This window comes from Shewanella sp. MBTL60-007 (assembly GCF_019654915.1).
Taxonomy (GTDB): domain Bacteria; phylum Pseudomonadota; class Gammaproteobacteria; order Enterobacterales; family Shewanellaceae; genus Shewanella.
In genome coordinates, this window is the sequence record NZ_BPET01000105.1 from 1 (window position 1) to 6,933 (window position 6,933).

The 6,933-nt window shown below is 40.1% G+C and carries 6 protein-coding genes and 1 pseudogene; 4 read left to right on the plus strand and 3 right to left on the minus strand.

The annotated features are described in order from the left end of the window. Nucleotides 1–207: 207 nt before the first annotated feature. Together K5Q92_RS23105 and K5Q92_RS24340 are read left to right on the plus strand one after the other, a co-directional pair. On the plus strand, nt 208–1,512 hold the full coding sequence (locus K5Q92_RS23105) for a tetratricopeptide repeat protein (protein ID WP_220771179.1): 1,305 nt from the start codon (nt 208–210) through the stop codon (nt 1,510–1,512). 342 nt (nt 1,513–1,854) lie between these two features. After that, nucleotides 1,855–1,986: pseudogene (locus K5Q92_RS24340) on the plus strand (transposase); the annotation flags it as partial. Nucleotides 1,987–2,790: 804 nt separating this feature from the next. On the opposite strand, the gene K5Q92_RS23110 reads toward K5Q92_RS24340, so the two are convergent. Next, nucleotides 2,791–3,351: an ankyrin repeat domain-containing protein gene (locus K5Q92_RS23110; RefSeq protein WP_220771180.1), complete on the minus strand. Its 561-nt coding sequence runs from the start codon at nt 3,349–3,351 to the stop codon at nt 2,791–2,793. A 741-nt stretch (nt 3,352–4,092) separates the two neighbouring features. Further along, the gene (locus K5Q92_RS23115; protein ID WP_220771181.1) at nt 4,093–4,344 is read right to left on the minus strand and encodes a hypothetical protein; all 252 of its coding nucleotides are present in this window, start codon (nt 4,342–4,344) and stop codon (nt 4,093–4,095) included. Between the two features lie 548 nt (nt 4,345–4,892). Here K5Q92_RS23115 and K5Q92_RS24345 point away from each other — a divergent pair. Together K5Q92_RS24345 and K5Q92_RS23120 are read left to right on the plus strand one after the other, a co-directional pair. Continuing rightward, entirely contained in the window at nt 4,893–5,021 is a 129-nt protein-coding gene (locus K5Q92_RS24345; protein WP_259649686.1) for a hypothetical protein, read from the plus strand. A 105-nt stretch (nt 5,022–5,126) separates the two neighbouring features. Continuing rightward, complete coding sequence (locus tag K5Q92_RS23120; protein ID WP_259649687.1) at nt 5,127–6,020, plus strand: hypothetical protein; 894 nt, start codon at nt 5,127–5,129, stop codon at nt 6,018–6,020. 500 nt (nt 6,021–6,520) lie between these two features. On the opposite strand, the gene K5Q92_RS23125 is transcribed toward K5Q92_RS23120, so the two are convergent. Continuing rightward, a partial coding sequence (locus K5Q92_RS23125; protein ID WP_220771182.1) for a hypothetical protein occupies nt 6,521–6,933 on the minus strand: 413 nt, incomplete at its 5' end.

Below are 6,933 nucleotides of genomic sequence, written 5' to 3' on the forward strand. Positions count from 1 at the left end.
ATATTGTCTGGTATATCAACGGTCATTAGAGGAGTGAACTTAATATTCTGTTCTGTTTAAAATTATTGATGGCCTAGAGTTACTTCTGCAGTACTTTGTTCACACACAACTCCCTTCCCCCCTTCTCTCGGTTATACGCCTAAGGTTTTACATGATACTATTTAACACTAAATAAACCTGACAGTAACAAAGCTAGGATGCTAATTCATGTTAAGACTCCTCCTTATCTTTACCCTCATGCTTCCCTTTATGACACTCGCCAATTCGCTTAAGGATAACAACTTTAGATCTGACTATGGCAAGGCCATAGATCTATATAACCAAGGAGAGTGGGATAAACCTGAAACCTTTCTCCCGGCATTTAACATATTCAAAGTATTGGCTGAAAAAGGACATTATCAGTCTCAAGTTCAGCTTACACTATTTTATTCTAGTGGATTAGGAGTTCAGGTCGATAAACAAAAATCATTTTATTGGGCGCTAAAGGTTGCTGAACAAGGGAAGTTCATGGATATAGTCGCTGCCGATTATTATGAAGGATCTGGTGTTGAGCAGAGTTATGAAAAAGCAATGTATTGGTATCTTAAGGACATAGCAACTTCACCTCCTCATACCTCCACAGGTAGTCGAAATATGGTCGCCTTAATGTATTACAAAGGCCAAGGTGTTAAACAGAACTACCAGAAAGCGCTTCAAGAATTCAATAAGAGCTCAGACCTTGGTCACCCTACGGCTAAGTATTTTTTGGCACTGATGTACTACCATGGCCATGGCGTTAAACAAAACTTTAAGGAAGCAGCAGACAGGTTAATAGCATTCGACAGTATCGAACTGGAATATAAAGGACATAAATTATTCCTGCTTGCTTCTATGTATGAAAATGGGCAAGGTGTCGATAAGGACCTCTCTAAAGCACTTTCTTTATACCAAAAATCTACTTTATACCCAATAGATTCAAAAACCGATAAATCCAAGAGTAAAGTCAAGCAGGTTTATTTAGAACTATGTTTACCAGAAGCTCATACTTTACTCTTCGGCGTGAAGATCAAATGTGCCTATAGAGACACTATGCAACCTGCAGTTAAACGTGCTGGTTCAGTGGTTAAAGTAGAGGGAGAGCAATATTGGTCGGATACATATGAAACTTCGAAAGTTCTGAAAGATAGCAAATCGTTATCTATCTCGTATACCTTAGAAGGTAACTTCGCGAAAGCTAAATATGTATTTCCAAGCAATCTCGATGCTGACCAAGTCATTCGAATACGCGGTTTCATTGCACGAAAATATGGTAGTCAAGATTCCATCAAAGGAAACGCTAAACTTGGTGAAGTCACTTACAAATGGACCTTAGATGATGGTATTAGAATTATCGTATATCGTGGCTGGCCTGACACTACAACGTATCTTTCATTTGAATCCCCTAAACATCTAGCAATTTATGACAAGCAGCGAGAACAACAGAGAAAAGCTCGCGAAAGACGAGAGTATAAAGAGCAGAGCAACGCCTTTTAGTCATAAACGCTGACCAAGGGTATTGGATTATTGTGCCTACCCTTGGAATTCATATTTTCTGACAGACTAAAAACAAATAAATAATCATAGTAATGCATAAAAATTAGTTATATCCGCGAGCATTTCTTAACTCTTATGCACTTTTCTGGATGGATATACAATCAGCTCACCAAGCAATACTGCTGTTTACTAAGTGGAAATATAATTGAAAAGGAGCTATGTCCATTTGATCTTTCGATAGCCATCAACTGGGCACATAATAACAATAACGCAGACACCCAAAATTGTCAGATAGAGGCTCCTCTACTAAGCTTTAGTTAAGGCTGAAGAGAGGAGTTTGTTATGCCAACGCCAAGAAAAGCGTTAGTAAGCTTGGAGGATACACCTTATTACCATTGCATAAGTCGCTGCGTTAGAAAGTCATTCCTCTGCGGGGTTGATATTCACACGGGACAATCTTATGAGCATAGGCGAAATATGTGGGGTCAGTGTAAACATTATTTGATTACCTTATAGGCTCTGATTCTAAGAGCTGGCTTTAGGTCCTTTGTGCTAGTCGATTAATGCCGATAATGGGGGACAGACATGCGTGCTCATGCTTTCGTTTAGTTGCTCCTGAGCTCAATAGCTTAGGAGTACTCCATTTCAATATTTCGCGTGTTTGATTGGGTATAAAACACCTATCAATAAGACTGCTGCAGGGATTAGAAAGTACATTCGTTCTCCTTAAGGTTTAGCCTAAACAAATCGAAATAGCACATAGTAGCTGGCGCGCCATAAGTTCACTTTGCTCGGGTTTTGTGTGCAAATGGCTTGATAGGCTGACGAGCCTTGAATTAGCTTGCACTTACCTAAACTATAAGTGCAAAGGTACCGGATATCATCAGTTTCGACATAAAATGAAAATAACCAGAACAATAATATCGCGCCGATTACCAGCGGGATGCTTATTGTCTGGTTTAAGTTTAATTGTTTTCTTGGCATTTAAAAGTCATCAAATCCAGAGCTAAATGAGTCGAAGCTGCTGTCACATGAGCTATCAAATGAACTGCTACTGAAACTATTATGGCTATCTTTATTTCTCTCTCTAATAATCCTGATGTCGAGGGGGGGGCTTCGATATTCATTATGTGTTATAAAATCGAACTTTATTGTGGCTTAATAAACCAGAGATAAAAGGGAAGCTAAATAACTGGCAGAGGAAAAGAAAGATAGAAAGGCCATACCTTTTTCCTTCATTGATTTTCTATAAATTAGGATGAGTAAGATTTGCTCTCGTCATCCGGTTGCACCTTTTGAAATTAACAAGTCGATAACTTGCTGATCATTGCGCATTCTAGCTAAGTCAAGAGCTGTTTTCCCTTTTTTGTTGGTTTGATTCACATCGGCCCCTTCTCTTAGCAATCCATTAACTCTTTCCCAGTTCCCGCTCCATGCCGCATAATGTAAAGAATCCAAGTCTCCAGAGTACATCTCTTTGGGCTCGGACTTTGGTTTGGCTTCTGGGATTTCCTTTCCACAATGTTTGCAGAACTTCGCTTCTACCTTCACTAATTCGACGCAAAATGGGCATTCTTTGGTTCCTATTGAAGGAAGAGATGAGCTTCTTTGAATTGAGCCAAACCCCCAAAATAAACTACCAATAACTGCCAATACAGCAGAGGCTTGAAGGTGAGTGTTACGTTTGTTAGAGAGTGCTAGGTTATGTATTTCTGGGCTAGGGGAGTCAGTCAATAATTCGAAATATTTATCATCAATTTTAACTGTGGTGGGCATCTTGAATGCTATGATCCCCCAAATTAGGCCGCTAAGCGTAAGAATCATTCCAATAATTCGCATACTCTTTCCTTAAAAGCGTGGTGTAGTTGTTAACTTGCTCTGTAATTATTCTACGGTTGTATCCGTAATGATCTGATTTCATTCTAGTCTTTCGAACTTCACTTCGATATTATGGATACAAGTACCAATATCCAACCCCTTCAGTACAGTGCTGGTTAGACTAACGACCTTATTTTGAGCATACGTGACAAACATGTTTTAACTGTTACGTAAAAAGTAGGTTAACAGATGGGGAAATGCAAAAATACATTACATAATTTTTGTGTTGTAACTGCTAGCCAATAAAACTGTATATCAATGTATGGTAAGTCCCTATACCCGTTGACACTTCATCGGGTTATATGGACTGCCTACCAAAAATGTGACTGAATGGATTTATCTAGGGGCTTACCACTCTTCACTTCAATATTTCGCGTGTTTGACTAGGTATAAAACACCTAACAACAATACTGCTGAGGGGATTAGAAAGTACATTCGCTCTCCTTAATTTTTAGCTTAAACGAATCGAAACAGGACATAGTAGCTGGCACGCTTTAAGTCCACTTGAGTTGGGTCTTTAGTGCAAAGGGCTTGATATACTGACGAGCCGTGAATTAGCTTGCACGTTGCTAGACTATAGATGACAAGGTACCGAATATCATCGGTTTCTACATAAAACGAGAATAACCAGAACAATAATATCGCGCCGATTACTAGCGGGATGCTCATTGTCTGGTTTAAGTTTAATAGTTTTCTTGGCATCTAAAAGTCATCAAATCCAGAGCTAAATGAGTCGAAGCTGCTGTCACAAGAGCTGCCAAAAGAGTTATCAAATGAACTACCACAAGAGCTGTCGAAAGGGCTATTGAAAGAGTTATCTATTGTGGTGCAACTCGTATCTATAGATGACTCCGTTACACCATATGGGTTGCCTTTGATATCTACTCCGCTATCAGCGACCATAGGTGTTCCATCGACATTAACTTGCGGTCCGTTGTTAGAATTTGTACTCATAATCATCTCCTGATTTTACTGTGCAAAAGTTAGTAACTATCTATACACATTAATGAAAAAATGTTAGATTACAAACTTGTTTGACTGAACTGTCAGCAACAAAAAGTTTGGCGTTTTACTTCGAGTTATTCTTCGTTTTTTCTTCAAAAATCCCACAAAAATTTCCCATTACGTCCTAACGAAAGTGCGCTTTTAATAACAACAATCGGCACGAGTTTTTGTGACAAAAGTGCATGTGAAACATGCCATCGGCTCGCGTATTTGGATGGATACAAAGTATCGATTCAAAGGAGTAACGCGCATGTACAGCTGGTCTGTACTAACCGTATTTCCATTTTGCTTCAGCAAAATTTAGCCTCACATTTGGAACAAATTGATGGCTAAACCATTTGCCTTTTCGTCAGAAAAGCACAGCGTCGAAAGAGGGAATAGAGGTGGCACACATCCCTCGTCGTAAGCGGTGAAAATGCGGTTAGTACAGAGCGTAGCGAGATACATGCGCGTTTGATGTCTTGAAAAGCTAGAGCGTAGCTCGTAAGACAGTGGCGATGACGAGTCATCAGAACTGGCGGGCGATTCAAGGCATATGGATGTGTCACGAAGTGACTCATTCATCAGGCAAAGCCTTGCTTGGTAGCGATACCTATCGCTATTTTCATCCCGAGAGGGAGAAATAAGCATCTCGGAATAAAAATCAGCACTTTTTTGCCTGAACCGGCATTGTTTGTGTTTTAAGTTTCTACCTCTTGATAACCATGTTCAACACAACAACGGATATCAAGATGAATGAGCAAAGCAGTACTACCCAACAGTTAAACCAAGCCATCGCAATAGCGGGCGAGGCAGGGCGGTTATACCAACCTTATATCTTTATTCCAATGCACTATCAACCAGGAACAAGTAACAATCAGATTGGTAAAGATAGGCGTGTATTAACGATGAAAATCGTCACACGTTTCGGCCTAACATCGCCAACGATTATTGGCTGGCTTTATGGTATTCCACACCGACTCGCATTAGATCATTTGAATAAGCTCGTCAGCGAGAAATTACTGAGCCTTGTTATCACTCACCGTTCTATCGATGGGCGCGTTTATGTGCTCGATTATGGGGGGGCAAAATACGCCGAAGAGTTGTTATCTGTTGCGGTCTACTTTCGCGCTGGAGAGCCAAGTCTGCGAGTTAACCAAAACACCATTATGCACGACCTTATGATGCAGTTTGTTCTGCTCAAAGGTGTCCACAACCAAACGAAAGACAAGATAGCTAAACCTTACTGGTATTCGTTCGTTACTGAGGCGGAGTTTAAGAGGCTCTTTAAATCTAATGATGTACGCAATGTCGACGGTATAGTCATAGAGCCAGACGGCACAATTGCAGCGATTGAAATTGAGCATTCGTTTAAGACTAAAGCTGCCAGGCAAACCATCCTCCTAAAGTGGCTGTATGGCCTCAATAACGGTTATTACGATAAGGTCATGCTGTTCTCGCAATCCCTGCAAATCTTCAATGACATAAAGAGGCTGCACAACCTGCTCTATGAAGAGATGCCAACAAGGTTTGATAAGAAGACGCGGCTATCGCTGCTGAGCCAGGAGGATGCAGCACTGCTCAAAACCAAGATAGTGCATCGAACGGTGCTGTGTGAGGAGTTGAACGAAAGGTTCTATCAATAATGGAAAGGAGAAAAGGGCGCCTAAGCGCCCGATCCCCAGCTAACCCAAAGGCAAGCCAAGTGATGATGTCAGTCTGCACGCTTTGGTGCTGTCTAACGAAAGGCTAGCACTAGTTACTAGTCTTACTCTCTAAGAGAATCAAGTGAACCAGTCTTCCATTACTGGTTCAGTAGTAGATAGAGTCGAGTATGGGGAGATTGTAGGGTCTGGTAATTTATATCTTTAGTGGCAACGTCATTATAAGTCATTCACTCAAAATGGAAGGAGTGGATTGAGAGTATAAGATTCTCTGGGGGCGAATACTTAGAAAAAGAACCTGAAACTCGAAAGTTAATCTTAGTTATTAAATTCTAATTTTCTGTAAGATGTAACTTTTATCTTCAAAGATAGCCAAGTTTTGAAGTGCGGAGATTTAGGGAGGGCTTCAACTGGAATATATAACCCCGCTCTTATCGGGCAAGTATTCGGTAACAAATTGGATTGGAGAGTTGAGGGGCTAGTTATTCTTTTTTGCAGTTGTAAAGTGCTACTAAACGGTCTTTGCTGCTGTATATTGATACACCTAATGATATTAAACAAAAAGCCCAGCCAACGAATGGAACTAACCTAATTGACCAAGCCTTACTAAGAGCTTTTAAGAGTTGATTTGTATTTTTTTTTCCTAGTTTTTGCTGAATCCAAGTTGGATTGGTTTTATCTAGTAATAATCCAAACATGTGAAATAAAAGATCAACTACCTGCTTCCAATCTTTTAGCTTTACGCTTTTACTAATGCTGTCCAAGGACTCTTGAAACGGACCTGTGTAACCTAGTTTTGTAATCTGATTTTTAAAATCTTTTAATCCAATCCAATCAAGGTAAATATCAACTAGAATCGCAAGTGTTCCCTCATTGCAATCATTAAGCTCATTAG

Bases quoted from the DNA above. Each gene is read 5' to 3' on its own strand.
- K5Q92_RS23110 (WP_220771180.1), bottom strand. From the start codon at position 3,351: ATGCGAATTATTGGAATGATTCTTACGCTTAGCGGCCTAATTTGGGGG.
- K5Q92_RS24345 (WP_259649686.1), top strand. From the start codon at position 4,893: ATGACGAGTCATCAGAACTGGCGGGCGATTCAAGGCATATGGATGTGT.
- K5Q92_RS23115 (WP_220771181.1), bottom strand. From the start codon at position 4,344: ATGAGTACAAATTCTAACAACGGACCGCAAGTTAATGTCGATGGAACA.
- K5Q92_RS23105 (WP_220771179.1), top strand. From the start codon at position 208: ATGTTAAGACTCCTCCTTATCTTTACCCTCATGCTTCCCTTTATGACA.
- K5Q92_RS23120 (WP_259649687.1), top strand. From the start codon at position 5,127: ATGAATGAGCAAAGCAGTACTACCCAACAGTTAAACCAAGCCATCGCA.